At 51.9% G+C, this 26,688-nt stretch carries 28 protein-coding genes; 19 read left to right on the top strand and 9 right to left on the bottom strand.

Annotation, left to right across the window (positions count from 1 at the left end; translation table 11 throughout):
* Window position 1: 1 nt before the first annotated feature.
* The 5 genes from mlaD to murA all read left to right on the top strand — a co-directional run bounded on the left by mlaD (window position 2) and on the right by murA (window position 3,068).
* The gene (gene mlaD / locus ABNT34_RS04005) at window positions 2-469 is read left to right on the top strand and encodes an outer membrane lipid asymmetry maintenance protein MlaD (protein ID WP_348729020.1); all 468 of its coding nucleotides are present in this window, start codon (window positions 2-4) and stop codon (window positions 467-469) included.
* Window positions 469-1,137, top strand: a complete 669-nt coding sequence (locus ABNT34_RS04010) for an ABC transporter substrate-binding protein (RefSeq protein WP_348729022.1) — start codon at window positions 469-471, stop codon at window positions 1,135-1,137. Before mlaD ends, ABNT34_RS04010 begins: the two co-directional genes overlap by 1 nt.
* A complete protein-coding gene (locus ABNT34_RS04015) occupies window positions 1,130-1,420 on the top strand; it encodes an STAS domain-containing protein (protein WP_348729024.1) in 291 nt (96 codons plus the stop codon). The genes ABNT34_RS04010 and ABNT34_RS04015 overlap by 8 nt, the downstream gene beginning before the upstream one ends.
* Window positions 1,421-1,541: 121 nt before the next feature.
* Window positions 1,542-1,799, top strand: coding sequence for a BolA family protein (locus ABNT34_RS04020; protein WP_031566804.1), 258 nt, complete (start codon window positions 1,542-1,544; stop codon window positions 1,797-1,799).
* Window positions 1,800-1,805: 6 nt separating this feature from the next.
* Window positions 1,806-3,068: a UDP-N-acetylglucosamine 1-carboxyvinyltransferase gene (gene murA / locus ABNT34_RS04025; protein WP_348729027.1), complete on the top strand. Its 1,263-nt coding sequence runs from the start codon at window positions 1,806-1,808 to the stop codon at window positions 3,066-3,068.
* A gap of 66 nt (window positions 3,069-3,134) precedes the next feature.
* Here the strand turns inward: murA and ABNT34_RS04030 are convergent, their stop codons facing one another.
* The 3 genes from ABNT34_RS04030 to ABNT34_RS04040 form a co-directional block, all read right to left on the bottom strand.
* Window positions 3,135-4,220: a trypsin-like peptidase domain-containing protein gene (locus ABNT34_RS04030; RefSeq protein WP_348729029.1), complete on the bottom strand. Its 1,086-nt coding sequence runs from the start codon at window positions 4,218-4,220 to the stop codon at window positions 3,135-3,137.
* A 179-nt stretch (window positions 4,221-4,399) separates the two neighbouring features.
* Complete coding sequence (locus tag ABNT34_RS04035) at window positions 4,400-5,761, bottom strand: Do family serine endopeptidase (RefSeq protein ID WP_348729031.1); 1,362 nt, start codon at window positions 5,759-5,761, stop codon at window positions 4,400-4,402.
* Window positions 5,762-5,819: 58 nt separating this feature from the next.
* Window positions 5,820-6,263, bottom strand: coding sequence for a YhcB family protein (locus tag ABNT34_RS04040; RefSeq protein ID WP_348729033.1), 444 nt, complete (start codon window positions 6,261-6,263; stop codon window positions 5,820-5,822).
* Between the two features lie 130 nt (window positions 6,264-6,393).
* On the opposite strand from ABNT34_RS04040, the gene zapE (ABNT34_RS04045) reads away from it, so the two are divergent.
* From zapE (ABNT34_RS04045) to ABNT34_RS04080, 8 genes are all read left to right on the top strand, one after another.
* Window positions 6,394-7,485: a cell division protein ZapE gene (gene zapE / locus ABNT34_RS04045; protein WP_348729034.1), complete on the top strand. Its 1,092-nt coding sequence runs from the start codon at window positions 6,394-6,396 to the stop codon at window positions 7,483-7,485.
* A 197-nt stretch (window positions 7,486-7,682) separates the two neighbouring features.
* Complete coding sequence (rplM, locus tag ABNT34_RS04050) at window positions 7,683-8,111, top strand: 50S ribosomal protein L13 (RefSeq protein ID WP_348729036.1); 429 nt, start codon at window positions 7,683-7,685, stop codon at window positions 8,109-8,111.
* Window positions 8,112-8,124: 13 nt separating this feature from the next.
* Window positions 8,125-8,517: a 30S ribosomal protein S9 gene (rpsI, locus tag ABNT34_RS04055; RefSeq protein WP_348729038.1), complete on the top strand. Its 393-nt coding sequence runs from the start codon at window positions 8,125-8,127 to the stop codon at window positions 8,515-8,517.
* Between the two features lie 380 nt (window positions 8,518-8,897).
* The gene (gene petA / locus ABNT34_RS04060; protein ID WP_348729040.1) at window positions 8,898-9,488 is read left to right on the top strand and encodes a ubiquinol-cytochrome c reductase iron-sulfur subunit; all 591 of its coding nucleotides are present in this window, start codon (window positions 8,898-8,900) and stop codon (window positions 9,486-9,488) included.
* Entirely contained in the window at window positions 9,488-10,762 is a 1,275-nt protein-coding gene (locus tag ABNT34_RS04065) for a cytochrome bc complex cytochrome b subunit (RefSeq protein ID WP_348729042.1), read from the top strand. Before petA ends, ABNT34_RS04065 begins: the two co-directional genes overlap by 1 nt.
* Window positions 10,762-11,502, top strand: a complete 741-nt coding sequence (locus ABNT34_RS04070) for a cytochrome c1 (protein ID WP_348729044.1) — start codon at window positions 10,762-10,764, stop codon at window positions 11,500-11,502. The genes ABNT34_RS04065 and ABNT34_RS04070 overlap by 1 nt, the downstream gene beginning before the upstream one ends.
* Window positions 11,503-11,562: 60 nt before the next feature.
* Window positions 11,563-12,198, top strand: a complete 636-nt coding sequence (gene sspA / locus ABNT34_RS04075) for a stringent starvation protein SspA (RefSeq protein WP_348729046.1) — start codon at window positions 11,563-11,565, stop codon at window positions 12,196-12,198.
* A 23-nt stretch (window positions 12,199-12,221) separates the two neighbouring features.
* The gene (locus ABNT34_RS04080) at window positions 12,222-12,656 is read left to right on the top strand and encodes a ClpXP protease specificity-enhancing factor (protein ID WP_031566834.1); all 435 of its coding nucleotides are present in this window, start codon (window positions 12,222-12,224) and stop codon (window positions 12,654-12,656) included.
* 101 nt (window positions 12,657-12,757) lie between these two features.
* Here ABNT34_RS04080 and ABNT34_RS04085 read toward each other — a convergent pair whose 3' ends face one another.
* Entirely contained in the window at window positions 12,758-12,955 is a 198-nt protein-coding gene (locus ABNT34_RS04085) for a hypothetical protein (RefSeq protein WP_348729048.1), read from the bottom strand.
* Window positions 12,956-13,259: 304 nt separating this feature from the next.
* Here ABNT34_RS04085 and ABNT34_RS04090 point away from each other — a divergent pair, with 304 nt between their 5' ends.
* From ABNT34_RS04090 to ABNT34_RS04100, 3 genes are read left to right on the top strand one after another with little or no spacing between them, the layout of a single operon-like run.
* On the top strand, window positions 13,260-14,522 hold the full coding sequence (locus ABNT34_RS04090) for an HlyD family efflux transporter periplasmic adaptor subunit (RefSeq protein ID WP_348729050.1): 1,263 nt from the start codon (window positions 13,260-13,262) through the stop codon (window positions 14,520-14,522).
* Complete coding sequence (locus ABNT34_RS04095) at window positions 14,515-15,297, top strand: ABC transporter ATP-binding protein (RefSeq protein WP_348729052.1); 783 nt, start codon at window positions 14,515-14,517, stop codon at window positions 15,295-15,297. The genes ABNT34_RS04090 and ABNT34_RS04095 overlap by 8 nt, the downstream gene beginning before the upstream one ends.
* A 5-nt stretch (window positions 15,298-15,302) precedes the next feature.
* Window positions 15,303-17,708: an FtsX-like permease family protein gene (locus ABNT34_RS04100; protein WP_348729054.1), complete on the top strand. Its 2,406-nt coding sequence runs from the start codon at window positions 15,303-15,305 to the stop codon at window positions 17,706-17,708.
* On the opposite strand, the gene ilvY is transcribed toward ABNT34_RS04100, so the two are convergent.
* Window positions 17,682-18,578 (bottom strand): HTH-type transcriptional activator IlvY, encoded by an 897-nt coding sequence (ilvY, locus tag ABNT34_RS04105; RefSeq protein WP_348729056.1) that lies wholly within the window; start codon window positions 18,576-18,578, stop codon window positions 17,682-17,684. The genes ABNT34_RS04100 and ilvY overlap by 27 nt on opposite strands.
* Before the next feature lie 205 nt (window positions 18,579-18,783).
* Here ilvY and ilvC point away from each other — a divergent pair, with 205 nt between their 5' ends.
* Window positions 18,784-20,265: a ketol-acid reductoisomerase gene (ilvC, locus tag ABNT34_RS04110; protein WP_348729058.1), complete on the top strand. Its 1,482-nt coding sequence runs from the start codon at window positions 18,784-18,786 to the stop codon at window positions 20,263-20,265.
* A 287-nt stretch (window positions 20,266-20,552) separates the two neighbouring features.
* Entirely contained in the window at window positions 20,553-20,990 is a 438-nt protein-coding gene (locus ABNT34_RS04115) for a methylglyoxal synthase (RefSeq protein WP_031566851.1), read from the top strand.
* Window positions 20,991-20,993: 3 nt separating this feature from the next.
* Here the strand turns inward: ABNT34_RS04115 and cueR are convergent, their stop codons facing one another.
* Complete coding sequence (gene cueR, locus ABNT34_RS04120; protein WP_348729060.1) at window positions 20,994-21,398, bottom strand: Cu(I)-responsive transcriptional regulator; 405 nt, start codon at window positions 21,396-21,398, stop codon at window positions 20,994-20,996.
* 13 nt (window positions 21,399-21,411) lie between these two features.
* Window positions 21,412-23,814: a heavy metal translocating P-type ATPase gene (locus tag ABNT34_RS04125; RefSeq protein WP_348729062.1), complete on the bottom strand. Its 2,403-nt coding sequence runs from the start codon at window positions 23,812-23,814 to the stop codon at window positions 21,412-21,414.
* Window positions 23,815-23,972: 158 nt separating this feature from the next.
* Between ABNT34_RS04125 and ABNT34_RS04130 the strand changes: the two genes are divergently transcribed.
* Window positions 23,973-24,209 carry a heavy-metal-associated domain-containing protein gene (locus tag ABNT34_RS04130; RefSeq protein WP_348729064.1) on the top strand — a complete coding sequence of 79 codons (237 nt, stop codon included), beginning with the start codon at window positions 23,973-23,975 and terminating at the stop codon, window positions 24,207-24,209.
* A gap of 84 nt (window positions 24,210-24,293) precedes the next feature.
* Here ABNT34_RS04130 and ABNT34_RS04135 read toward each other — a convergent pair whose 3' ends face one another.
* Both ABNT34_RS04135 and zapE (ABNT34_RS04140) read right to left on the bottom strand, forming a co-directional pair.
* Window positions 24,294-25,280, bottom strand: a complete 987-nt coding sequence (locus tag ABNT34_RS04135) for a TerC family protein (RefSeq protein ID WP_348729066.1) — start codon at window positions 25,278-25,280, stop codon at window positions 24,294-24,296.
* A 233-nt stretch (window positions 25,281-25,513) separates the two neighbouring features.
* Window positions 25,514-26,677, bottom strand: coding sequence for a cell division protein ZapE (zapE, locus tag ABNT34_RS04140; protein WP_348729068.1), 1,164 nt, complete (start codon window positions 26,675-26,677; stop codon window positions 25,514-25,516).
* Between the last annotated feature and the right edge of the window lie 11 nt (window positions 26,678-26,688).

The following is a 26,688-nucleotide window of genomic DNA, read 5'->3' on the forward strand; positions in this document are numbered from 1 at the left end:
AATGACATCACGTAAATTAGAGTTATTTGTAGGTTTTTTTGTCGCACTGGCGATTGCCGCTTTATTACTGTTGGCGCTGAAAGTGGCCAATACAGGCGTCGCGGGTTCAGATCAGAGTTACCAGCTGCTGGCGAAGTTTGAGAATATCGGCGGACTGAAAGCGCGCTCGCCGGTCAAAGTGGGTGGTGTTGTGGTGGGCCGTGTGGCGTCTATCCAGCTGGATCCGGAATCCTTTCAGCCGGTCGTGACGCTGGACATCAACAGCAGCTACAGCAATTTTCCGGAGACCAGCTCACTGGCAATTCTGACGTCTGGCTTACTTGGCGAACAATATATTGGTTTACAGCCTGGTTTTGTCGACGAGAACGTTGAAATTCTGAAGAACGGTGACTACATCGAAGACACCAAATCCGCCATCGTGCTTGAAGAGCTGATTGGCCAGTTTTTGTTTAATCGTGGGAATCAATAATGAAAACCTTATTTAAAGCTTTGGTTGCGGCCACTGCGTTGCTGGCCTTCGCGCCGGTACAAGCCGCCGATGTTGCTGTCACGAAATATGACGACCCGTACAAAATGATGGAAGTGCTGGCTGATAAAACTTTCCAGCGCATCGCCCGTCAGCAACCTGAGATCAAAAAAGATCCGGAAATTCTGCGCACTATCGTGACTGAAGAGCTGGTGCCATACATTGACAGCCGTTATGCCGCCGGTTATGTCATCGGCAATGCGGTTAAACTGAACACAGTACCGAAACAGGATTTTAATACCTTCGTGACTGCGTTTCAGAATTATATGGTCGGCACTTATGCCGGGGTTTTTACCCAGTATCGTGACCAGAAAGTGATGATTGAGCCGGGTCAGCCGATTGAAGCGCAGAAGAAAATTATCACGATCAAAACCCGCGTCATCGACCCGGGTAAACCTGATATCAAAATCGAGTTTAAGCTGCGACGGGTGAAAGATGCCAACAACTGGCTGGTGTTTGACATGGTGGCTGAAGGTATTTCGTTGCTGGACAGCAAACGCTCTGAGCTTGGCAGCATGATTCGTCAGCAAGGTTTAGTCAGCGTCGCCGCCTTGCTGGAAGAAAAAGCTAAAGCGCCTATCAAAGCCCCTGAGAAAGCGAAAAATGCTTGAGATCCGTCAAGAGCCGCAAGGACTGGTCTTCAGCGGTGAGCTGAACCGGGACACTGTTGTTCAGTTCTGGCCTTTTAAGCCACTGCAGAATCTGCAGGGTTCAACGGTCTTTGATCTGGCAGGCCTCAAACATGTGGATACTGCAGGCCTGGCCTGGCTTATTCAGGTGTTGTCGCAGGCTAAAGCCAAATCACTGCAGGTGCAGTTACGCGGCATGCCCGAGCAACTGCGCTCTCTGGCATTGGTCAGTGATGTTTTAAGCCTTTTACCGACAGAAAGCTGAAATGCATCCTGAGGCAGGATATAATCACTACCCGGCTTAAACTGCCGGGTTTTCTTTTTTGGCGAAGGTCCTGCTTGTCCGGACAGTCGCGACATCACCACAGTGGCACAAGGGTATCCAGATGGATTGTAAAGAGATTGAACAGCGGTTGCTTGAGCAGCTGCAACTTTCTGAAGTGTATGTAAAAACTGATGGCAGCCACTATTCTGTTACCGCCGTGGGCGACTGTTTTGACGGTCTGAGCCGGGTCAAACAACAGCAGCTGGTTTATGCGCCGCTGATGGCCGACATCGCCAATGGCAGTATTCATGCCCTGCAAATTAAAGCCTTCACGCCCACTCAGTGGCGTCGCGAAAAACTTCTCAATCCGCCGGTGTAACTACAGATGCAACAATTTCTTGTTAAAGGTGGCGCCCGCCTGCAGGGCCAAGTGTCAATCTCCGGTGCTAAAAACGCCGCGTTGCCGATCATGTTCGCGACTTTATTGGCGGAACAGCCATCCGTGATCAGTAATGTGCCAGCGCTGAAAGATATTGATACCACGTTTAAGTTACTGCGGATGTTTGGCGCTGTCGTTGAGCGCGAAGCGGACCGCGTGACAGTCGATGCGACCAACATCACCAGCCAGGTCGCACCTTATGAGCTGGTGCGGACGATGCGGGCTTCTATTCTGGCGCTGGGTCCATTACTGGCACGTTTTGGTTATGCCGAAGTGTCGCTGCCCGGCGGCTGTGCTATCGGTGCCCGGCCGGTGAATTTGCATATCGATGGTCTGCGTAAAATGGGTGCACAAATTGTCGTTGAGCATGGTTATATCAAAGCCCGTGCTGAGCGGCTGAAAGGCGCGCATCTGGTGATGGACATGGTCAGCGTGACCGGCACTGAAAACCTGCTGATGGCTGCAACACTGGCCGACGGCGTGACTATTATCGAAAACGCCGCGCGCGAGCCGGAAGTGGTTGACCTGGCTAACTACCTGATTGCGCTGGGCGCGAAAATCAGTGGTGCCGGCAGTCCGACCATCCGCATTGAAGGTGTGCCAAGTTTAAAAGGCGCCAGCCATAAAGTATTACCGGATCGGATTGAAACCGGAACATTTCTGGTTGCTGCTGCGGTGACCGGTGGCGACGTGACCTGTGTCAACACAGATCCGGCTGAGCTGGAAGTGGTGCTGGAAAAACTGCGGGAAGCCGGCGCTGACGTCACGACAGGTCCGGATTGGATCCGGCTGAATATGACCGGTCGCACGCTGAAATCCGTCAATGTCAAAACCGTACCGCACCCTGGGTTCCCAACCGACATGCAGGCACAGTTCACTGTGTTAAACGTCGTCGCTGAAGGCGTTGGCGTGGTCACTGAGACGATTTTTGAAAACCGTTTTATGCATGTGCCGGAATTGCAACGGATGGGTGCTTTGATCCAGCTTGAAGGCAACACGGCGGTGTGTCAGCACACGCCACAACTGAATGCTGCTCAGGTGATGGCGACCGACTTACGCGCCTCTGCCAGTCTGGTGATTGCAGGTCTGGTGGCTGAAGGGGATACGGTCGTGGACCGGATTTATCACATTGACCGTGGTTATGAGCAAATCGAATTTAAACTGCAGAATCTGGGCGCCCAGATCTCGCGGATCAATGCACCGGCCTGATAGTGTCCTAGGTATATAGAATGAAAAAGGCCCGCAGTGCGGGCCTTTTGTTTTGCGGTATGGTCATCAATCAGATTCAGGACGCAGGCCGATCTTACATTTCAGCGTTAGCTTTTGGCCCTGACGTTCAATCAGCAGATCTATCTCAGAACCGGGTTCGGTTTCAGCAACAATATCAAGAGCCTGACTGACGCTGGTCAGCACTTTGTTATCCACTTGCAGCAAGACGTCGCCTTGCAGGACACCGGCACTGTCTGCCGGGCCAAAGGGTTCTACCTGATCAATCAACACACCGTAAAACGGCTGGCCGGTAGACACCTGGCGCTCGCCGGCGGCATTAACGACCGGGATGCCGTTCATGCCTAAAGCACCGCGCACCACCCGGCCATGTTTAATCAATTTTTGCATCACAGTCGCGGCCAGGCGATAGGGCACGGCAAAGAAAATACCCTGAACTTCTAAATTCCGCTGGCGCTGAAAAGCTGCGGTATTAATGCCAACTAAGACGCCGTTACTGTTGACCAGTGCACCGCCGGAGTTGCCTTCGTTGATCGCGGCATCCATTTGCATAAAGTCAGTATAAGAATTAGTACTCAGGCCAGCGCGGCCGGTGGCGCTGATGATGCCTTGGGTGATCGATTGCCCCAGATTCAATGGGTTGCCAATCGCCAGCACCAAATCACCTACTTGCGGTGCGATTTCCGGATTTTGTGGGATCACCGGCAAGTCTTCTGCTTCGACTTTCAGTACGGCAAGGTCAGTCATCTGATCCTGGCCAATCAACAGCGCATCCAGCTGACGGCCATCCTGCAACGCGACTACAATTTGGTCCGCGCCATGCACCACATGGTAGTTGGTGACGATGTAACCATCACTACGCATGATCACACCTGAACCTAAAGATTGATTCTGGATCACCCGACGCTCGTATGAACGCTCATCAAGCTGGGTGCTGCGGGTATAGACATTCACCACGGCCGGCGCCGCCGCCCTTACAGCCCGGGCATAGGACACTGCAGCTGGTTCCGCTTCGGTCGGCTGCAATAAATGTGACAGCTGCAACTGCCCGGCCGGGGCGAGTAACAAATACAGCAATGCCAGTGCCAGCCCGTAAGCCACACCTTTTGCAATCATCAGCAGGAAATTAGTCACAGCGGTTTTATCTGAACTGAGGAATGCTTCAGCATAGCATTGAAGCAGCAAAATCTGCAGCAGAAAAAACGTTACTGATCATGAAATTGGCGACAGGGATATCGGTCTGTCGCTGTGAAAAATGGTATTTTGACAGATCAAAAAGGCCGGGTTGCCCCGGCCGGTTTTTTTAAGATGGTTTAGCGGATCAGTGTATAGAACACTGTGTTATCGCGTTGAATTTGCAGCGCAATGACACCACGCGCCTGTTCCAGCACAGATCTGAGCTGGGCAATATTTTCAATGCGGGTCCGGCCGACACCGATAATGACGTCGTTTTTACTGAGGCCAAGGCGGGCAGCTGGTGAACCGTCAGCGACTTCACTGATCAGAACACCTGGTTCGCCATCGGCGGTTTTGCCGTTGGCGAAGTTCGCACCGGCCAACATTTCGTGTAAATTCTCAGCGGTGACATTGGCCTGGTCTGCGGCTGTCAGTTTGACGTCCAGCGTCACTTGTTTGTCTTCGCGCAGAATGCCTATTTTTATCGATTTGCCAACGCCAAGTGTGCCTACTTTGGCGCGCAGCTCAGACATACTCTGGATAGGTTTGCCGTTGACGCTGACGATAGTATCACCGGCTTTGACACCTGCTTTTTGGGCGCCGGAATCTGGCACGACCTTGCCAACAAAGACCCCTTTGTTGGTTTTCACGTTCATATTCTTCGCCAGATCTGCATTGAGATCGCTACCTTCGATACCCAACACACCGCGTTTGACTTCACCAAATTCGATGATTTGACTCACCAGATTTTTCATCATCGTCGATGGGATGGCAAAGCCGATGCCGATATTGCCACCATTTGGCCCCAGGATCGCCGTATTGATACCAATCAGCTCACCTTTTAAGTTCACCAGCGCGCCACCGGAGTTGCCGCTGTTGATAGCTGCATCGGTTTGAATGAAATCTTCATATTTTTCAATGTCGAGGCCGCCGCGCCCCAGCGCGCTGACAATACCAGAGGTAACAGTCTGGCCTAAGCCAAATGGGTTACCGATCGCCACAGTGAAATCGCCGACCCGCAGCGTGTCAGAGTCCGATACGGTAATGGCAGTCAGATTGTCGGCTTTGATTTGTAACAGCGCGATATCGCTGTCTGGGTCTTCACCGATTTTTTTCGCCTCAAAAGTCCGGCCATCTTTTAAAGTGACCTGAATTTCGTCGGCCTGATTAATCACGTGGGAGTTGGTGACGACATAACCTTTGGCCGCATCAATAATGACGCCTGAACCTAAGCCACGGAACGGCTGCGAGCGGCGCATTTCGCCCTGACCAAAAAATTGCTGGAAAGCGTCCGGTACACGCTGTCGCACTTCCCGGTTGCCGGCGACATTGATATTCACAACTGCCGGAGTGACTTTGTCCAGCATCGGCGCCAGGCTCGGCATCTCTGTGCCGGCTTCAGCGCCGAAAAAAGGCAGTTTGGCCGCTGCTGGGGTCGGTTGAGCTAACAAAAAAGCAGCAAGAATGCTTGCGGTGACAACGGATAACTTCATTTTCATAACGCACTTGTCTCCATCGGGTAACTGCCTCTGAAGACCCGTGCGTTTTTAAAAAGTTTCAGGCACCCGAATTTTTTTCTGTTGGAAAGGTTTTCATCAGACCACTGGAATGGCCCGCATAATCAAGTGGTTGCTGAGAATGTGACACTTGTTTGCGCCGGCGTTCGTCAATTTGGCCTAAAGATTTACGAATATGTTCTGCGGTATCGGTCGACAGATAATTCAGATTGGTCGCGCGTTGTACCGGCGCTTTGTCAACCAGTGTCATCTTGGTACTGGCCATGTGCCGGACTATCTGTTCGTAATTGTCTTGTAGCTGGCTCATCAGGCGTTGTGTGGTTTCCAGATGGTCAGACACTTCAGTACGGTAATTTTGTAACTGGGTTTTACTCTCTTCGAGTTCTACCTGTAGTTTGTTCTGATTAAATTGCCGGATACTGAATAAACGCGCAGCGACAGCACCGATCACTAAACCGGCAATCAGCCAAAGGATAGAAGACATCAACATAACAACTCCTGGAACTACGATTTACTGCCAAGTGTAACCGATCTTCTTATCGGTAGTGGTAAGGCATGTTACTATAAGCGCTAACTTTTTCCGGCCCTAACCTGCGCCTGCACTGCATTGTATGATGACGCCACAGCAAAAATATCAACTCGATTTACAACGCCCGGACTTTCAGTTTGATGCTGCCCAGCAACATGCCGTGGAGCAACTGCAGCGTTTGTATGATGACTTTGTCCGTCGTCCGACGCAGAAAGCCTCAATATTCAGTAAGTTATTTAGTAAAAAAACCGAATCAACGCCGCTGCGCGGCCTGTATTTCTGGGGCGGTGTGGGCCGCGGTAAAACCTATCTGGTGGATACTTTCTACGAATGCCTGCCGACCGAGCGCAAGCTGCGGGTGCATTTCCACCGTTTTATGCACAAAGTGCATGATGAATTAAAAGCACTGGCTGGCGCAGCAGATCCGCTGGAAAAAGTCGCCGACCATTTTAAACGGGATTACGACATCATCTGTTTTGATGAGTTCTTTGTCTCGGACATCACTGATGCGATGATTCTCGGCACGCTGATGCAGGCGTTGTTTGCCAGGGGCATCACACTGGTCGCAACTTCGAATATCGAACCGGATGGTTTGTACCGGAACGGTCTGCAACGGGCCCGGTTTTTGCCTGCGATCACGCTGATTAAAGAACATACCGAGGTGGTCAATGTCGACAGTGGCATTGATTACCGTCTGCGGACCTTGCAACAAGCCGAAATCTATCACGCCCCGCTGGATGACAAAGCTGAGCAGAACCTGCAGCAATATTTTCTGGCCTTGTCGGTCGAACCACGTCAGCGGGAGGGCCAGATAGAAATTGCCAGCCGTAAGCTGCAGTACCGCGCGGAAGCAGACGGCATTATCTGGTTTGATTTCAGTGAATTATGCGAGACGATGCGCAGTCAGTATGACTATATGGAACTGTCCAAAATCTATCATACGTTGCTACTCAGTGGCGCGCGACAGATGGGGCAGGGCAACGATGATGTGGCGCGAAGATTTATCGCTTTGGTTGATGAATTTTATGAGCGTAAAGTGAAGCTGATTATCTCGGCCGAAGTACCGATGGAGCAGCTTTATACACAAGGCATTTTGTCGTTTGAGTTCAGGCGTTGTCTGAGCCGGTTACAGGAAATGCAGTCGCAGGATTATCTGGCCCTGGCGCATCTGCCATAAAGCGCTGATTTGATCGAAAAATTCTGCACAAAAATGCTGTTTTTTGTGCAGCCTTCCTTTATAATCCGCCGCCGGCCCACGTTACAGCCTGATACTGCCGTAGCCTGGCAGTTTGCAGTACTCGAAGGGGTACGATAAACGACACAGCCTGAAGGGGTTGTGTAAGGTGTAACAAATTTATTTTTGGGTAGTTTTTGATGAAAACTTTTACTGCTAAACCAGAAAGCGTACAACGCGACTGGTTCGTTGTTGATGCCGCAGGTAAAACCCTGGGTCGTCTTTCAACTGAAATCGCTAGCCGTCTGCGCGGCAAGCACAAGCCAGAATACACACCTCACGTTGACACCGGCGACTACATCATCGTAGTTAACGCTGACAAAGTGACTGTCACTGGCAACAAAGCGAAAAACAAAATGTACTACTCTCACTCTGGTTTCCCAGGTGGCATCAAAGAAATTAACTTTGAAAAGCTGTTGGATAAAAAACCTGAGATGGTACTGGAAGCTGCGATCAAAGGCATGCTGCCAAAAGGTCCACTGGGTCGCGCTATGTTCCGTAAGTTAAAAGTGTATGCAGGCGCCGAGCATCAGCACGCTGCCCAGCAACCACAAGTTTTAGACATCTAACGGGAGCATAGACATGGCACAGAATCAATATTACGGTACTGGTCGTCGCAAGACCTCTACTGCACGTGTATTCCTGAAAGCTGGTGCTGGTAACATCGTTATCAACCAACGCTCAATCACTGAATACTTCGGTCGTGAAACTGCTCGTATGGTTGTAATGCAGCCATTAGAGTTAGTTGAAATGGTTGGCAAGTTTGACATGTACATCACTGTAAAAGGTGGTGGTATTTCTGGTCAGGCTGGCGCAATCCGTCACGGTATCACTCGTGCACTGATGGAATTCGACGAATCTCTGCGTCCTGCACTGCGTAAAGCTGGTTTCGTTACCCGCGACGCTCGTCAGGTTGAACGTAAGAAAGTCGGTCTGCACAAAGCGCGTAAGCGTCCACAGTACTCTAAACGTTAATTCGTTTTACCGAAAAACCCGGCATTTGCCGGGTTTTTTTTATCCGTTACTGTACCGGCAGCGGTGGCAATTCATAAAAGCCCGACAATACTTGTCTGCAACCAGCTGGAAACCGAACTCCGACCTCAGGCTGATGTGGCTGAAATTGTCACTTCATTCCCGTTACTAATTTGTAAAGTAAATTCAGTCTGTTGAATGCGTTGTCCGGGATCAAAAAATTGCGAAAAAAAAGCTGCAGCTGGTCGCAGAGAATCATGGTAAATCCTTGTAACACGCAGGGCTTTTCATTATGATCCGCCGTATTTTTCAACTTATAATAATCGCTGTAATTCAGCCGCTTAAACCGTTCAGGTTTTAAGCGTAAACGTGGAGATGAGTGGATGAGCAATGCGCCAGTTGATCATGGTCGCCGTCGCTTCCTGACCATCGCTACCTCAGTTGTGGGTGGTGTTGGTGCTGTTGGAGCAGCCGTTCCCTTTATTGCGTCCTGGAATCCGAGTGAGAAAGCAAAACAAGCGGGTGCGCCTGTTACTGCGAATATCGGTAAACTCGAGCCAGGCCAGTTAATTCGGGTGGAATGGCGTGGTAAACCGGTATGGGTCGTCAATCGCACACCGGATATGTTAAAAAGTCTGGCGGCCGTAGAAGACAAACTGCGGGATCCGAATTCTGATGAAGAACAGCAGCCGGCTTATGCAAAGAACCAGCATCGTTCTAAAAAGCCAGAAGTTTTTGTTGCTGTCGGGATTTGTACTCACCTCGGTTGTTCTCCGACTTACAAAATGGCTGACTTTGACGCCCACGTTGAAGGCATCGCATCTGGTTTCTTCTGTCCTTGCCATGGTTCTACGTACGACATGGCCGGTCGGGTATTCCAGGGTGTTCCGGCACCAAAAAACCTGATGATCCCACCATATATGTTCACTGATGACACGACGCTGGTGATCGGTGTTGACGAGGGGACTGCCTGATGTTTAAAAATTTCATGAACTGGATTGAATACCGCATGCCATTTATGGAGAAAATGAATCTCCATGTCATGCAGTATCCTGCGCCAAAAAACTTCAACTTCTGGTACTTCTTCGGCTCGCTGGCGATGCTGGTACTGGTAAACCAAATCGTCACTGGTATCTGGCTGACGATGAACTTCGAACCTTCTGCTGAACGTGCTTTCGCCTCAGTTGAATACATCATGCGTGATGTTGACTACGGCTGGTTGCTGCGTTACATGCACTCTACCGGTGCTTCTGCTTTCTTCGTCGTGGTCTATCTGCATATGTTCCGCGGCATGATGTATGGCTCATATCAGAAGCCACGTGAATTGCTGTGGATCTTCGGTATGCTGATTTTTGTCGTGCTGATGGCCGAAGCTTTCATGGGTTACCTGCTGCCTTGGGGCCAGATGTCATTCTGGGGTGCTCAGGTTATTATCTCGATTTTCGGTGTTATTCCGGGCATTGGTGATGATTTAACACTGTGGATCCGTGGTGACTACGTTATCTCCGGCGCTACGCTGAACCGTTTCTTCGCCTTGCACGTCATTGCACTGCCGCTGGTACTGGTGATTCTGGTGTTCCTGCACATCATCGCACTGCATGAAGTAGGTTCGAACAACCCGGATGGTATCGACGTCAAAGTGCCAAACGAAGGTCAGAAGTTCGAAAACAACGTGTCTGACAAATTCACTTTCCATGAATACTTCACCAAAGGCGGTAAGAAAATTATCGTTGATGCGATCCCATTCCATCCGTATTACACGGTGAAAGATATCGTTGGTGTGGTTGGTTTCCTGATTATCTTCTGTGCGGTGATTTTCTTCGCACCTGAAGGTGGTGGTTACCTGCTGGAAGCGCCGAACTTTGAACCGGCTAACCCAATGAAGACCCCTGATCATATTGCACCAGTGTGGTATTTCACACCGTTCTACGCCATTCTGCGCGCGGTACCGGATCAACTGTGGGGCGCGATTTTCATGTTCGCCGCTATTATCCTGCTGGCATTGTTGCCTTGGTTAGATCGTTGCAAAGTGCGTTCAGTGCGTTACCGTTCTACTTTACACAAACTGAATCTGGTCAACTTTGTGATTAGCTTCTCGGTGTTGGGTGTGTTGGGTGTATTACCTGCAACACCAACCTATACGCTGTTTGCGCAAATTGCATCCGTTGCTTATTTCGGCTTCTTCGGTTTGCTGTGGTGGTATAGCAAAAACGAAAAAACCAAGCCATTGCCTGTGAGGTTGTCATAATGCTGAAAAAGTTATTCTCAGTACTGGCACTGGTAACGTCTGCTTCAGTGCTGGCGGCAGGTGGACATGCAGTCCACCTGGATAAAGCGCCAATTAACCTGCATGACAAAGAGTCACTGCAGCGTGGTGCCAAGATGTTCCAGAACTACTGTCTGGGTTGTCACCAGATGGAATATCAGCGCTATTCACGGACTTTCCGTGACCTGGGTATCCCGGATGAAGTCGGCATGAAAGAGCTGGCCTTCACCGCGAACAAAGTCGGTGATTTTATTAAAAATGCCGCACCAAAAGCTGATCTGGCCAGATGGTTTGGTGCACCGCCACCAGATTTAACTAACGTTGCACGGGTGCGTGGTCCGGACTGGATTTACACCTATCTGCGTTCGTTTTATGTCGACCCAACCCGTCCATTTGGCGTGAACAATGAAGTGTTCCCGCTGGTCGGTATGCCGCATGTGTTACAGGAACTGCAAGGTATCCCGTACAAAAAACACGAAACGCAGATGGTCGATGGTGAATCTAAAGAAGTTTATGTAGGTATCGTTGCTGATGGTTCAGGTGAGTTAAGCCCGGATGAATATGACCGTGCTGTGGCTGATCTGGTGAACTATCTGGAATACACCGGTGAACCTTCGAAGTTAGAATCTCATAGCATTGGCATTAAGGTCATGATCTTCCTGTTTATTTTCTTCATCCTGGCATTCCTGTTGAAGAAAGAATACTGGAAAGACGTCCATTAAGCGTCAGCCGCTGTTTGTTTAAGGGGCCGCAAGGCCCCTTTGCCTTTTCCGGAGGAAGCTATGGCGAGCAACGCCAGCAGACGAAATACCATGACTTTATTTAGTGCCGCCGCTGAGATGGACAGTCATCATGTCCGTATCGTGCTGGCAGAAAAGGGCATTACCGCTGATATTCTGATCGCACATCCGGGCAATCTGCCGGAAGATGTCTACGAAGTGAATCCTTATGGCAGCCTGCCGACTTTGATTGACCGTGATCTGGCGCTGTACCAGGCCGACATCATCATGGAATATCTGGACGAGCGTTTCCCACACCCGCCGTTGTTGCCGGTTTATCCGGTGGCCCGTGCCCAGACTCGTCTGATGATGTATCGCATCAAACATGATTGGTATGGTCTGGCGACGAAGATTTTGGCTGATGGCGAAGATGCCGCCGACGCCCGGCATGATTTACGCGAAAGTTTATTATCGACCGCGCCAATTTTTGCAGATACCGCATTTTTCATGAGTGATGAATACAGTCTGCAGGATGTGTATTTGTCGGTGCTGTTATGGCGTTTGCCGCTGCTTGGTATTGAACTGAGCGGCCCTGGCAGCAAACCTATTAAAAACTATATGCTGCGGATGTTCGAACGCGATGCGTTTCAACAGTCGTTGACTGACGCCGAGCGCCGGATCCATCCCGGTATGTATTGAGAGCTGGAGACCAAAAGATGCAAATGACCCCCAATCGGCCTTATCTGTTACGCGCCTTTTATGAATGGATTGTGGACAACAATTGCACACCCTATCTGGTCGTGGACGCAACTATGCCTGGCGTGAAAGTGCCGCTGCAACATGTTAAAGACGGTCAGATAGTGCTGAATATCAGCCCGGGCGCTGTCGGTAACTTGTTGCTGGGTAATGATGCGGTGACCTTTAATGCCCGTTTCAGCGGTAACCCGTTTGCGCTGTATATTCCGCAGCGTTCTGTGCTGGCGATTTATGCCCGCGAAAATGGCGCCGGCACTATGTTTACGCCGGAAGAAGAGTGGCAGGAAGATGAGCTGGACGACACAGAGCTTGAGCTGGATGTGCCGGCCGCAGACCCGACCGAGCCAGGCCCGGACGATGACAAACCGAAAAAAGGCAGTCATTTACGCGTCGTGAAATAATCTGTCCAATTTATCTGTCCAGGTTATCTGCCCAAGCCAATCTACAAAGTTCCAAAGCAAAAAGCCGCATGATGCGGCTTTTTCGTTTTCAGCCCAATCTATTAATGCACCACGACTTTTCGCACCACCACAGGTTTTTTCACCACGACTGCCTGTTTGACCACCACAGTTTTTGTCACCGGTTTTGCTACCACCACATGCCGATGATGTGCCGGATGCACCACACAACCGGACAGCATCAGCAGCGCTATCAAAGCCGTTAATCCAATTTTTAGAGATGAGTCAGCAACCTTGTTCATATGGGCACCTTTTGCGGTTTGGTATCAGATACCACTCAGTCTAGTCATTGCTGCGTCAACACGGCGAAAAGGCAGGTAAAGGTTGGGTAAAGCTTTGGGCAACTCTTTGCTTGGCTGAACAATTTTTCGCGGTACTCCTTCAAATTATCAATTTTTCATTAGGTTTTCGGCGGCATTTTTCTTTAACTTGCGTTAAATATTTACCGCTATATTGCTACAAATATACATTAAAGTTACATTCGTCTTTAAATAACATACTGATCATGCTCAGTTTGTGCAGTTTTTCACAGAGGATGTGACATCAATGCAAATCCCCGCAGAACGTCAGCCATATTGGCAAAGTCGTAATTTATTGCTGCTAGTTGCATGCGTCGTCCTGGTCACCGTCTTGGGTTTGTTGAGCTCAGGCGCGGTGCGGGGTTCCAGTGCCCAGATTTCACAGAGTAGCCCGGTGACACGAGGCAATTTAGACCATCAAATCAGCGCATTTGGCGTTTTAGTGCCACAAAAAGTCCAAAGTCTGATCGCAATGACTGAAGGCCGGGTGCTGCAGCTGGCGCAACGACCCGGTGCTATGCTCGAGGCCGGCCAGCCGATTTTGCAGCTGGTGAATCCAAAATTACAGCGTCAGCTGGAAGAGCAGGAACTGGCATTACAAGCACAACAAGCCGAATTTTTATTGTTGCAGCAGCAGTTAGAACAAGAACAGTTGCAACTGAGGCATGATTTACAGCTGGCCAAGGCTGAACAGCAGTTGTTGCAAAGCCAGCTGGCAGCCAAACAAGAGCTGTTTCGCCAGCAGATTATTTCAGCGCTCGATTTTGCCCAAAGCGAGGCGCTGCTGATGCAAGCCAAACAAAAAGTGCTGCTGGCCGAAGAGAAACTCAAAGGCTTTGCTAAATCCAGCCAAAACCGGCTGGCAGCGGCAGAACTCAACCGGCAACGGGCAGAAAAACAACGTGATATTGCCAAGCAAGATGTGCTGGCGTTGGCCGTCAGCAGTGAGATCAGCGGCCAGCTGATTGCGCTGGATGAAAGTTTAAAACCGGGTAGCCAGGTGGTGGCAGGGCAGGCGCTCGGGCAAGTGGCTGAGCCAGGGCAATTGTTAGCGGATCTGAAAATCGGTGCGGTCGATGCCGCTTTAGTGAAGCCCGGCCAGGCAGTGACGCTGAATATCAAAGGCAAACCCATGCTCGGTGAAGTCAGCTGGGTGTCGCCAAATGTGGTAGACAACTTTTTACGCGTCGATGTGGCGTTATTAAGTGAATTGCCGGATACCGCCCGCGCCAATATTGAAGTCAAAGCCGATATCAATGTCGGGACCCAGGAGCAGACGCTACTCAGTGACCGCGCTTCCTACATTCAAAAACCACAACAACGCCAGGCGCTGTTTGTCTGGGATGCTGCTACTGAACAATATCAGCGCCGCGAAGTGCTGATCGGCAGCCTGACGCCAAAACAAATGCAGCTGTTAGATGGCGTGAAAGCCGGTGAACAGATTTTATTGCAGGTGCCGGCGGCACTGTTAAACAACGAAGTAATTGCACCGGAGGACCTCAATGGCTGAAGCACATAACCCGCAATCCAATCTGGCTGAAACCCTCATCGACATCCGGCAGGCCTCAAAGGTGTTTACTCAGGGCAAGCTGCAACTGCCGGTATTACAGGCTTTAGATTTTAGCGTGACGCGCGGTGAGTTTGTCGCGATTGAAGGCCGCTCCGGTAGTGGTAAATCGACCTTGTTATCGATTATCGGTTTACTCGACAGCTTTTCTGCCGGCCAGTATTTGCTGCTTGGCCAGTCGGTGCCGGGCTTGTCGGCTTATCAGCATAGTGTGCTGCGTAACCGCCATATTGGCTGGATTTTTCAGAACTTTAACCTGATTAGCAGCATGACTGTGGCGGAGAATGTCAGTTTACCACTGCGTTATTTAGCCGGCGTCAAAGCAGCCGACTACCGCAGCCGCGCAGCGCAAGTGCTGGCACAGGTGGAGCTTTCAGACAAGCTGGATGCATATCCCGAGCAGTTATCCGGTGGTCAGCAACAACGGGTAGCGATAGCGCGGGCGCTTATTACTAACCCGAGTTTGTTATTGGCAGATGAACCGACCGGTAACCTGGATTCGCAAAGCGCCGAGATTGTGATGAACCTGCTGAGCAAATTACACCAGGATGGCGCAACCGTGCTGATGGTGACACATGACCCGCAGCTGGCCGCCAGGGCACAGCGCCGTTTGTATCTGGCTGATGGTCAGTTTGTCGCAACAGCGCCAGTCACAGCAAGACAGCCAACTTGTGTTGCGCCAGTAAACTCGTCACTGGCCGAACAGAGGGCAGGCTGATGCAGATGCTGTTCACACTTAAGTTTAGCTGGCGCTTATGGCGCGGACAGCGCCTGCAATGGAGTTTGCTAGCGCTTGGCCTAGGTTGTTTCAGTGCTTTATTGCTGTTACTACTGCAATTAGGGCCACAGCTGCGCACACCGTTGCCGGGCTGGGCGCAGCCGGCAGATTTAGTGGCGACTGTGCACCGCACCGACCCACAAGGCCGTTATCAACCCGTCAGTCATGCTGAGCTGTACCGGTTAAAGCAGCAGCCTGAAGTGAAGGCGCTGGCCATCGCGCAGTTTAGGTCCAGTGAGCTGCGGATTGCCGAACAGAATATCGACCGCACTAAGCTGGTGTATTACAGCGAAAATTTGCCAGCAGTGTTGGGGCTGCAAGCACCTTTTACCCGGCCGGAAGCAGGGCAGGCGCAGCCGGTGTACCTGAGTCATTGGCTCTGGCAGTTATTGGGTAAGCCGGAAGTTCAAGGTTTAGATGTATTGGTCCGTGAAAATGACAAACGTTATGTGATTGCAGCGGTATTACCGCCGGCGCTGGACCGCTTTAGTGAGAAACGTCCGGGTCTGTGGCTGCCGTGGGAAGACCGGTTTATGCCTTTATTGGATATTGACGAAGGCCATGACACCAGCAAAGGCCCTGGCCCCGAAGCATTAGCGATGACTGAAAACCTTCCTGATAGTATTGGTTTTATTCAGCATAAAGCGGAGGCGGATCTCACTGCGCTAGCCAAGAACTATGATGCGACACCGGTTGAATGGCTCGGTCTGCAAGCTTTTAAAATGCTGGAAGATAAACATCAGGCCGATATTATTCCGGGTATTGAGCTGTTTCCTGAGCAACGCGCTGACTTATTGCAGCAATTCTGGTTGCTGTGTTGCCTGACGCTGTTATGCGGCGCCGTGGTTGCTATTAACCTGGTATTTTGCCTGATCGGTCAGTTGGTGCAACGCCAGCATGAAATGGGGATGCGCCAGGTGTTGGGTGCCCGCAGCCTGCAGTTAAGCCGGCAGCTGGCGCTGGAGCAGTTGCCACTTTGGTGCGCAGCTTTGGCCATAGGTGGGATGCTGTATTGGCAGGGGACGACGTTATTATCCGGTTTGCGGGTCTATCAGCAATATTTTGGCAGCGCCGGTGTGCCCTTTGCCTGGGGTTATGCCGCCGTTGCCGTGTTGGGGCTGACTTTGTTTTTGCTGCTGTGCAGCCAGTTGCCCCTGCTGTGGTTGTTGCGCCGCGCCCGGATGTTCCGCAATCGTCAGGGCCAGCGTAACTTGTTACAGCAAAGGCTGGCGTGGGCGCAACAAGTGCTGCAACTGAGTTTTGCTGGTCTGGCGCTGGTATTGGCTTTGTCGTTACAGTTCCAATTACTGCAACAGGAAAAAACCATCAGCCGCTGGTTGCCATTCGAGGAGCTGCAGTTGCGATTAAACCCAGGCATTCAACCTGATGCGAAGCTGCAACATGGTGAATTTGGTCAGTATTCAGCAGCACAAGTGGCGTTTGCCAGCGAATTCACGGAGCCGGTGGAACGTAAACTCACTACCACTGTAGATGGTCACTCGTTGGAGTTGTTTGTCCACAGTACTGAAATGAGCAGCAATTATCTGCAATTTATCGGTGCCGATGTTATTGCAGGCAGTGCCGAAACAGACAGTGACGGCATTGTGATCAACCGGGCGCTGGCCGACCGTTTGCTGGAGCCGGGCCAAACCTATGCGGATTTGCCTGGCAAGACTTTGAGCTACATAGCCCCATTTCCCTTGCAGACACAAATCCGTGGCGTGATTCAAAACCTGCCGCATCGCGGCGTTGCTGCAGCGCCAATGCTGATGATGTATACCCAGCTGAAAGTCAACGGCTGGGGCCCGCATGATGTTCTAACCCTAACCACAAATCCGGCGTTAGTCGATGAAGTGACCACAGCACTGGAAGACTGGGCCGACCGGCAAGGCCAGGATTTAGACATCAGCTACCAAGGCACTTTGGCCACCCAGTTGGAACAAATGAATGAACCTTATTGGATTTTTGCCCGCATCTCGTTGCTGTTGGCTGGGGTGATTAGCCTGCTGGCCGCGTTAAGTTTGTATTATCAGCTGAAAACCCAGTTGCTGTTAGAGCAAAGTGTGCTGGCGACCAAACTTGCGGTCGGTGCCACAGTACCGGGTTTAATCAGCCGCTTATGTGGCCATCAGCTCGGGTTATTACTGTTCAGCCTGCCGGTCTGTGCGCTGTTGGCGGCAGGGCTTTCGCCCTGGCTGAGCGGCAAATTAGGCGCACCGGTATTTCAGCACAGTGCTGTGTTACCGGCGCTGGCACTGCTGCTGGGTCTGGTGCTGCTGGCCACAGTGTTGCCTGCGCTGCGGCTGTTGCAAAAACCAATCGCTTTATTGCTGCAGGGCAGGGCCACCTGAGGCTACTTGCCAGAAAGCACGCATCAGCGGTTCGTGCAGGCGTTTGGATTGCATGCAGATGCCCAAATCAAAAGGGCTGAACTGATAATCCAGCGCCAGCACGCGCACCCGGTCGCGCACCGGGCTGTGCTGCACCACGGGATCGGGCGCAATGGCTACGCCAGTGCCAAGCGCCACCATACTGACCATGGCTTCATGGCCTTCTACTTTGGCGACAATATTCGGTGTGATGCCCTGATGTTTTAACCAGGCATCGAGGCGGCTGCGCGCCGGGCCATGTTCTGGCACAATCAGCGGGATTTTATCCCAGTCTGGTGCAGCTTCACTGAGTAAATCATTGACCTTACAGGGGATCACCGGCGCTATCAGCTGCAGCGGTAATTTGGCGATACTGGCAAAAGCGATATTCAGCGGTAAATTCGGTGGATAAACAGCCAGCGCAATATCGGCTTCGTCGTTTTTCACTTTCTCCAGCGCCAGCGCGGCGTCGCCGGTGGTCAGGCTGATTTCAGCTTTGGGGCACAGCAGGCGGAATTTATCCAGAATGGCCGGTAAATGGCTGTAGCTGGCTGTGACAGTACAAAACAGCCGGATCTCGCCTTGTAAGGCGTCTGAGGTTAATGACAAATCAACCTGCAGCTGATGCCAGTCAGCCAGATATTGCTTCACAAACTGCTGAAAGCGCACACCGGCCGGTGTCAGCCGCACCGACCTTTTGTCGCGGCTGAACAGCTGCACGCCTAAATCATCTTCCAGCCGCTGAATAATGCGCGTCAGCGTCGACGGTGAAACATATAACTGTTCACTGGTTTTACTGAAATTCAGGCTGCTGGCCAGATGCAGAAAAAGCTGCGCGCTGCGGATATCCATCAGATTCCTTCGCTACAATCTGTCGATTGCAGATTCTTAATTGCAAAAAGTGAAATACTGTTTTGAGAATATATCACTTCACGCAATGAAACCAGTGGCCTATGCTGGCTTTATCAAAACAGCGCACAGAGCGTTGTTCTGCCAAAGCTCCCACAGTGCTTGTTGCACCACCGGACCGGCAAATCAGAATTATCAGGATCGACAGATGGCTAATTATTTCAACACACTGAACTTACGCCAGCAGTTAAAGCAGCTGGGCAAATGCCGTTTTATGCAAAAAGAAGAGTTTGCTGACGGTTGTAACTTTATCAAAGGTTGGAAAGTAGTCATCGTTGGCTGTGGTGCTCAGGGTTTAAACCAGGGCCTGAACATGCGCGATTCTGGTGTGAACATTTCTTATGCACTGCGTGCTGACGCCATTGCGCAAAAACGTAAATCTTTCCTGCAGGCCAGCGAAAATGGTTTCACGGTAGGGACTTACGAAGAATTAATTCCAACGGCCGATCTGGTACTGAACCTGACGCCGGACAAACAACATACTTCAGTCGTGAAAGCGGTGATGCCGCTGATGAAACAAGGCGCGACGCTGGCTTATTCGCACGGTTTTAATATCGTCGAAGAAGGCACGCAAATCCGCAAAGACATCACCGTCATCATGGTGGCGCCGAAGTGCCCGGGTACTGAAGTGCGTGAAGAATACAAACGTGGTTTTGGTGTACCGACGCTGATTGCGGTGCATCCGGAAAACGACCCGAACGGCAACGGCCTGGCCATCGCCAAAGCTTATGCTTCAGCCACCGGCGGCGACCGTGCCGGCGTGCTGGAATCCAGCTTCGTCGCTGAAGTGAAATCAGATTTGATGGGTGAGCAGACCATTCTGTGCGGCATGTTACAGACCGGTGCGATCCTGGCCTATGACAAGCTGGTTGCTGATGGTTATGAAGCCGGTTTTGCTGCCAAGCTGATCCAGTTTGGCTGGGAAACGATTACTGAAGCGCTGAAGCACGGTGGCATCACCAACATGATGGACCGCCTGTCGAACCCGGCGAAAATCAAAGCCTATGATTTGGCTGAACAATTAAAAGGCATTCTGCAGCCGCTGTTTGCCAAGCACATGGACGACATCATCTCCGGCAAGTTCTCTGAGACTATGATGGCGGACTGGGCCAACGACGACAAACAATTGCTGGGCTGGCGCGAAGAAACCCGTCAAAGCGGTTTTGAAAATGCACCGGTATCGAGCGAGCAAATTGCTGAACAAGATTATTTCGACCGCGCGATTTTGTTAGTCGCCATGGTGAAAGCGGGTGTTGAACTGGCGTTTGATACCATGGTGGAAGCCGGTATCGTGGAAGAATCAGCCTATTACGAGTCGTTGCATGAGACGCCACTGATTGCGAACACTATTGCCCGTAAACGTCTGTATGAGATGAACGTGGTGATCAGCGACACGGCAGAATACGGTAACTATCTGTTTGCCAACGCCGCAGTACCGATGCTGCGCGACCTGGTGAACAACATCAGCCCTGAACTGTTGGGCAAAGGTTTAGCCTCAGCCAGCAACGGTGTCGATAACGTGCGGTTGATTGAAGTAAACGATGCCATCCGCAATCATCCGGTGGAAATCGTTGGCAAGAAATTACGGGGTTACATGACCGCGATGAAGCGGATTGTAGTAAGCGCTTAATCTGCGCCACTAACCCCACACTGAGTTTTTTACGTGGACCTTGGTTGTTTGCCCGGCTTTGCCGGGCTTTTTTTATGTACAGGAAGTACGGTACAGCGAAGCAGGGATTTCGAAACGCCAACAGTTTGGCGTTTCGCCTGATAAGCACCATTCGCTCTGCGAATGGAAAATGCAGGTACGTGGTACCCAGAGCTTTTCCGTGATGCGCACCATCCATGGCGCTTACCCTACCTACAGCTTTTCGTGATGGTGTATCTTCAATCACAAATGTAGCGCAAAGGAACCTTATGAAATCTATCGCCCTGATTGCCCACGACGGTAAAAAAGCTGAATTGCTGGATTGGGTTGCAACGCATGCGGCTTTTTTCCAGAACAAAACGTTGTACGCCACCGGTACCACCGGGCGCCTCATCAGCGACAAATTACAGCTGCCGGTGCATTGTTTTGCCAGCGGGCCACTCGGTGGTGACCAGCAAATCGGTGCTTTAATCGCAGAACAAAAAATCGACTGGCTGGTATTTTTCTGGGACCCACTCAGTTCCCAGCCGCATGACCCTGATGTCAAAGCGCTGATCCGCCTTGCCGTGGTGTGGAATATCCCGGTAGCCTGTAACAAAGCCACCGCCGATTTTATTGTGCATTCGAGTTTATTTCAGACTGATTATCAGCGCGCGGTGCCGGATTTCAGTGCCCATCAGCGCCGGTTTGAGCCGGGGAAATCTTAGACTTCACGTTGGCTTTGCCAGCTGATTCAGAATATTGCAGTGTGGGCTGCCGTCGCCTTTGCAACTGTCTGCCAGCGCGGTCAGCACTTGCTGCATATGTTGCAGTTCCGCAATTTTGGCGGCGATTTCAGCGAGATGCTGTTGGGCCAGTTGTTTTACGGCCCGGCTTTCGCGCTCGGGGTTTTGCCACAGCTCAAGCAGGGCATGAATATCTGCTAGCGAAAACCCAAGATTACGCGCCTGGCGGATAAAGCGTAACTGATTGATTTGTTCACTGTTATACAAACGATAACCCGCGTCAGTCCGGGCAGATTTTCGCAGCAACCCAGACTGTTCGTAATGGCGAATCATTTTGGCGCTTAAGCCGCTGGCTTTCGCCGCATCGCCGATGGTCAGTAAAGTTGCCATGGTTTTTTCCTTTTTAGAAAGACATGCGTTGCAAACGCAGGGCGTTAGTGACGACGAATACACTGCTACAGGCCATGGCCGCACCGGCAATCACCGGGTTTAAAAAGCCCATGGCGGCGAGTGGGATGCCGACAATATTAAAGGCAAAAGCCCAAAACAGATTTTGCTGAATATTGCGGTAAGTGGCACTGGCGAGCTGCAAGGCGGAGGCGACCAGCGCCGGGTTGCCGCGCATCAGCGTCATCGCCGCAGCGCTGACGGCGACTTCGGTGCCAGTGGCCATCGCAATACCCAAATCGGCCTGCGCCAAAGCCGGCGCATCATTGATGCCATCACCGACCATCGCCACCTGAAAGCCTTGCGCCTGAATATCCGCAATCGCCTGTGCTTTGCCTTGTGGTAACACTTCGGCCTGCACATGATCCAGCCCCAACTGCTCAGCGATGTAGCTGGCGCTTTGTTGAGAATCACCGGTCAGCATCGCGACTTGAATGCCACGCTGCTGCAGTTTTTGCACTGCGGCTTTGGCTTCAGGTTTGGCTTGGTCAGCAAAGCAGAACAACCCAAGCAGTTTGGCCTGACCAGCGCTGGTTTCGGCCAGCCAGGACACGGACGCGCCCGGGATCTGGATTTGCTCGGTCGGCAGTGTTAATCCCAGTTCGCGCATCCAGTGACCAGACCCCAGCACAACAGTGCGCTCGCCGAACTGTGCCTGCACGCCTTTACCGGCCACCACAGTGAACTGGCTGACTTCGTCGAGTGGCACTTGCTGGATTTGGGCATAATGGACCACCGCTTTGGCCAGCGGATGTTCGCTGTGCTGCGACAGCGCGTAGGCTATCCGCAGCACTGTTTGCTTTTCTTCTGCGAAGGCGGTCAATTGCAGCAATTCAGGTTTACCTGCGGTCAGGGTACCGGTTTTATCAAAGACGACATAATCGATTTTGGTCGCCTGCTCGAGTGCAACAGCGTCTTTGACCAGAATGCCGTGCCGGGCGGCGGTGCCGGTACCGGCCATAATAGCGGCTGGCGTGGCAAGGCCTAGTGCACAAGGACAGGCAATCACCAACACCGCCACAGCGTGTAAGATGCCTTGGGTCCAGTCGTTTAGCACCAGCCCCCAAACCAGCAATGTGAGTAGGGCAATCAGCAGCACGACCGGCACAAAAATATTGCTGATCTTATCGACCAGTGCCTGGACCGGTGCTTTGGCGCCTTGGGCTTGCTCGACTAACCGGATGATTTTTGCCAGCGTGGATTCGCTCCCCACAGCCGTGGCTTCGAATTCAAGCAAGCCATCCAGATTAATGGCACCACCGGTCAGGTGATCGCCAACAGTTTTGTGCAGCGGAATACTTTCACCACTGATCAGCGCTTCATCGACATGGCTGCTGCCGCCTATCACAATGCCGTCGGCCGGAATGCGCTCGCCGGGCAAAACTTTGACTCTGTCGTATTTTTTCAACGCCGCGGCAGCAATATTGCGCCAGCTGCCATCGCGCCAGACGGTGGCTGTTGTTGGCTTTAAGTTTTCCAGTGCCTGCAACGCGTCTGTCGTACGTTTTTTCGCGCGTTTTTCTAAGAATTTGCCGAGCAATACCAGCGTCAATACCGCTGCGCTGCTTTCGAAATACAGGTGCGGTGCGCCATGATGACCATCAAAGCTGTACCACAGATAAAGTGACAACCCATAAGCCGCGCTGGTGCCGATCGACACCAATAAATCCATATTGCCGCTTTTTGCTTTTAAGGCGTGCCATCCGGCTTGGTAAAAGCGCGCACCAAAATAAAACTGCACTGGCGTTGCCAGCACCCACTGCCAGAAGGCCGGCAGCATCCAGTCGATGCCAAATAACAGGCCAAACATTGGCAGCACCAGCGGGATGGTCAGCAGCGCCGCGCCGAGCACCGGCCAGCTGTCGGTCTGATAAAACGCCAATGGCTTTGTTGCAGCGCCATTTTCAGCGCCGTTTTCAGCATTATTCCCAGCCCCAGTTTCAGTGGTAGTTGGTGCCAGCACCAATTCATAACCGGCGTTTGTGACAGCTTGCGCCAGACTTTCTTCGCTGACGGCGCTGGTTAAACGCAGGCTGACCTGTTCTGTGGCCAGATTGACGCTGGCGGCCAATACACCAGGCACTTTCAGCAGGCTTTTTTCCACCCGACCGGCGCAGGAGGCGCAAGTCATGCCTTGGACGGCAAACTGTCGCTGCTTGCTCTCGAGCTGATAACCGGCCGCGCTGATGGCGGCTTCTAATGCATCAGTGGCGACCTGACCAGTCACTGTTGCCGTCTCAGTCGCCAGATTCACACTGGCCGCTTCGACGCCAGCGACCGCACTTAAGGCTTTTTCCACCCGGCCGGCACATGAGGCGCAGCTCATCCCATTGATTTTCAACTGCGTGGTCGCTGTCATCGTACTGACTCCTGGTCAACAAGGGTTTTTGATAACATAAGGCTAAACCTTGCCATGGTGGTAAGGTCAAACAGTTTTTTAAAAATAAAATTCTGGCTTGACTCTGCCATAGGGAGAAGCTTCAGTCTGGGTACCGAGTTCAACAGAGGAGATGTAACATGATGAAATTCTACGTCGCAGACATGACCTGCGGTCATTGTGTCAGCCGGATCACCAAAGCAATAGTGCAACTGCAGGCTGATGCCACAGTTGAAGCAGATTTAGCCAATACCACTGTGTCGGTGCATAGCACACTCAGTGCGGACGAGATTATCGACGCCATCACAGACGCCGGTTATACCGCGGCCAGCCAGCAAAGCGATTGCTGTGATCCAGCCAACAGTTGTCACAGCTAAAACGGCTAAATCTGATAAAACCAACCCCGCTTTTGGCGGGGTTGGTGGTTTTGCTGGGGCAGTCAGCTCTTTCACAACCTGCCGCTAGTCAGCCCTATGTTCCTGCTCAGCATCGGTGCTGCGGCTTTGGCGCAGCGATAACACCACGGACGTTGCGATGATGAGGGCGACAACGCTTAAAGAGACCGCAACCGGGATCTTATAGATATCAATCAGCAACATCTTCGCGCCGATAAACACCAGCACTAAAGCCAGGCCGTATTTGAGCAAGCTGAAGCGGTCTGCCATATCAGCCAGCAAAAAGTACATGGCGCGCAGGCCCAGGATCGCAAAGATATTCGAGGTCAGCACGATAAAGGGGTCGGTAGTGATGGCAAAAATCGCCGGGATTGAATCAACGGCAAAAATCACATCAGAAAACTCGACTAACACCAGTACCAAAAATAATGGCGTGGCATAACGTACCCAACGGCCATTGACTTCACGGCGCACAAAAAACTTTTCGCCTTCCAGCTCTTCTGTGACGTTAAAGCGCCGGCGGACCCATAACACCAGTGGATTATTTTGCAGATCAGGCTCTTGGTCTGCTGCCCACCACATTTTAATGCCGGTGAACAGCAGGAAAGCGCCAAACACATACAGTAGCCAGTGGAACTGGGTGATAAGCCAGACGCCGGCAAAAATCATCACAGTGCGCAGCACAATAGCCCCCAGCACGCCTAAAACCAGCACGCGTTTTTGTAATTCCGGCGGGATAGCAAAGACACTGAAAATCATCAGCCAGACAAAGACGTTGTCAATCGCCAGCGATTTTTCAATCAGATAACCGGTAATGAATTCGAGCGTTTTGGCGTTAGCAATTTCAGGCCCGGCAGTGTCACGCAAATACCACCATAAACCGGCAGCAAACAGCATCGACACCGACACCCAAATCACCGACCAGATAGCCGCTTCTTTGACCGAAACTTTGTGTTGTTTACCGCCACCGACCAAAAACAGATCGATAGCGAGCATGATCAGCACCAGGCTGAAAAATACAGCCCAGAGCCAGGGATTGGCGATTGTTTCCATAAATGAACTCCAAACAGGGTGATACAGCCGGTTGCTGCCGGCGTTGTCCGGCCCACGCTGGCCGGATGTCCTGTTTAGAGGGGGATCTTTGCCAGAGTGGCAAAGGTCTTGCTCATCAGCTGGGCTGACCCGGTTACCGGAAACCTGTGGGTTTCGGCATGACGATAAACCGGCGTGGAGCTACTCCCCTTTGGGATGGCGCGACTCTAACAAAAGCTGACGAATTTAGTCAACTATTCGGCGGGTGAAAAATTCGCCGCCGTGTAGCCGGGATGGGCTATTTGCCAGCGCTGCATTTCATAAAGACGCGAGACGGTGCGTTCAAAGGCAAAACTAAGCTGACTGGCCTGATACCAATGCTCCGGCGCGCTGTCGGCAGTGCAGAGCAGCAACACGCCACGCTCATAACATTCGTCGACCAGCGCAATCAGCCGGCGCGCTTCGTTGTCGAGTTTGCTGACAAACACCTCGCTGTGTTCACGCTGATAATTCTCTTCCACGCCATGCAAAATGGCAGTGGCGCTTTCGGGCAAAAACTGCGGAATATTGGCCAGGGCAATAGCGCGGTATTGTCTGCCCTGATCTGGCTGGCACAGCGCCATGTAATCAAGCTGGCTGCGTGGCCCGCTGCAGAGCGCCATAAAGTCAAAGCCGATGACGTGTTGATTGCGCCATAAGGCCAGTATCGGCCTGTTGTGCACCAGCACCTGCTCGCAGGGTTCTACAGCACCAAAATACTGCTGCGCCTGTTGCGCCAGCCAGTCGGCGGGCATGGCAATGCCGAGATAACGCCAGTCGCTGGCCTGCTGGCGGCGATAGTCGATGCCGGCATCCAGGCTCAGCACCTGACAATGTTGCTGCAGTACATCGATAAAAGGCAGGAACCGCGCGCGTTGCAGGCCGTTATTGTACAAATCCTGCGGCGCACAGTTGGACGTTGCTACCAGCACCACACCTTGCGCAAACAGCTGGCGCCATAAAGTGGCCAGTAACATCGCATCACCAATGTCACTGACAAAAAACTCGTCAAAACACAGCAGCTGATATTGTGCTGCCCAGCTGCGCGCGACCTGTACCAGCGGGTCCGGCTCCCCTTGCCGCTGGCGTAATTCCTGATGCACCGCCGCCATAAAATGATGAAAGTGCAGCCGTAATTTACGCGGCGTGGCTGTCGTGTCGAAGAACCAGTCCATCAGCATGGTTTTACCACGGCCAACCGGGCCGTACAGGTAAATCCCTGTGCTGGCCTGGTCCGCGGCTAATTGCTGTTGCAGCTGCGCCAGTGCATTAACCAGATGCTGCTGTGCCGCATCCGGCTGCAACTGGCCAGTGGCGATGGCAGCCTGATAGCGTTGTTGCAGGCTATCAGGCCTTATGTTGTCGGTTAAAGCTGTCACTGAATCAGCTG

This window comes from Rheinheimera texasensis, assembly GCF_964031785.1.
In the GTDB taxonomy this organism is placed as follows: Bacteria; Pseudomonadota; Gammaproteobacteria; order Enterobacterales; family Alteromonadaceae; genus Pararheinheimera; species Pararheinheimera texasensis_A.